At 67.9% G+C, this 1,964-nt stretch carries 1 protein-coding gene; it reads left to right on the forward strand.

Annotated features, from left to right (window positions below; genetic code table 11):
- Positions 1–93: 93 nt before the first annotated feature.
- Positions 94–1,964, forward strand: a 1,871-nt coding sequence (locus tag BBK14_RS13160) for a condensation domain-containing protein (RefSeq protein WP_198541259.1), incomplete at its 3' end; no start/stop codon positions are given.

Here is a 1,964-nt window from a genome sequence, read left to right on the forward strand (position 1 = left end):
GGCTCGAGCGTCTCGACAATTCCAGCGTTGCAAATCGGGGATCTGCCACGGCCCGCCAACCTGCCGGCGTCCTTCGGACAGCAAGCCCTCTGGGTGATTGATCGCCTGGGCGGGCCGGGGGGCCGGTATGTGGTGCCAATGGTGCTTCGCCTGTCTGGGGAACTGGACGTCGGCATACTTGATGCTGCGGTGAAGGATGTAGTCACCCGGCACGAGGCATTGCGAACCCTGATTGTTGAAGACGACGGGCGGCTGCGCCAGGTGGTCGTCCCCGCCCAGGACGCGAGCGTTCGCCTCACGCTGATCCCGGAGGATCTCTCCGGTGCCGGGGGTGACGCCGTAGAGGAACGGATCGCCGACTTCGTGCGGCAGGGGTTTGACCTGGCGGCAGACATTCCCTTCCGTGCCGGCTTGTTGCGGGAGGCTGGCACGGAGTGGGTACTGGTGCTGGCGGTGCATCACCATGCGGTGGACGAGTGGTCGCTGCCGGTGCTGCTGGGGGACCTGTCAACCGCATACCAGGCCCGGTCGGCCGGTTGTGAGCCGGGGTGGGCGCCACTGAAAATGCAGTACGCCGACTACGCGATCTGGCAACGAGACATCCTCGGGGATCCCGCCGACCCGGATTCCGAACTCGCTCAGCATTTGAGCTATTGGCGTAATGCCCTCGCTGACGCGCCGGAGGAATCCACGATCACCCTGGACCGGTCTCGCCCTGCCGAGCCCACCCACCAGGGCGGTGATGCCGCGTTCGCCGTCGCGTCCGAGACTGTGACGGGGTTGCGGGGCGCCGCGCAGCACAACGGCGTGAGCATGTTCATGATCGTGCAGGCCGCGATCGCGCTGACGGTCTCCGCGCTCGGCGGAGGAAACGACGTAGTGATCGGTTCCCCGGTCGGGGGCCGCACTGAGGACGGCCTGGAGAACCTAGTCGGGTACTTCGTCAATACCCTCCCCCTGCGCCACCGGCTCCGACCCGACGACACGATCAGCGAACTCCTCGGGCGCGCCCGGCAAACGGTGCTGGATGGGCTCGCACACCAGGCCGCACCGTTCGAGCACATCGTGTCCGCCGTCGGCGTCGACCGGTCCGCTGCCCGCAACCCGGTCTTCCAGGTCATGCTCACCTACCAGAACCTGTCCGGCGGGCCCGACCTGCTCAATCTCCCCGGAGTCACCGCTCGGCAACAACGCGCTTCCCTCGGAGCGGTCAAGACGGATCTGGACATCTACGTGGACGAGACCCAGCACACCCTCACTGGGTCTCTGAGCTTTGCCACTGACCTGTTCAACCCGGGCACCGCGGAGCGATTCCTCGCTCTCCTACAACGAACCCTCACCACGATCGCGGCCCGCCCCGACACGCGGATCGCCGATCTTCAGGTGCTATCCGACGCCGATGCCGGGTCGGTGGGTGTGTGGTCGGTGGGTGCGGGGGTGGTGGTTCCCGCGGTGACGGTGGATGCGCTGATCCGGGATCAGGTAGCACGTACTCCCGGGGCGGTCGCGGTCGTGGATGACGCGGATGGTGCGGAGTGGGCGTATGCGCAGTTCGACGCGCGGGTGAACGCTCTGGCTCATCTCCTGACCGAGCGGGGCGTGGCGGTGGGTGGCCGGGTCGCGGTGGCCCTGCCGCGCTCGGCGGACCTGGTGACCTCCCTCGCCGCGGTACTCCGCGCCGGCGCCGCGTATGTCCCCGTCGACCCGGGATATCCCGCCGAGCGCATTGCCGCGATCCTCCAGGACTCCGGTGCCCGTGTGGCCATCACCGATGGTGCGACGGCGGTGGCCCAGGCGGGTGTGCTCACCGCCGCGGGCGTCGTCACCGTGGTCCTCGATGAGGACGCTGTTCGTGGCCGGATAGAACACGGGGCGCCCGACGCACCCGTGCTGCCGCGTCCCCTCACCCCCGACGACACCGCGTATGTGATCTTTACTTCCGGTACCACCGGACGACCCAAAGG

This window comes from Parafrankia soli (assembly GCF_001854695.1).
Classification (GTDB): domain Bacteria; phylum Actinomycetota; class Actinomycetes; order Frankiales; family Frankiaceae; genus Parafrankia; species Parafrankia soli.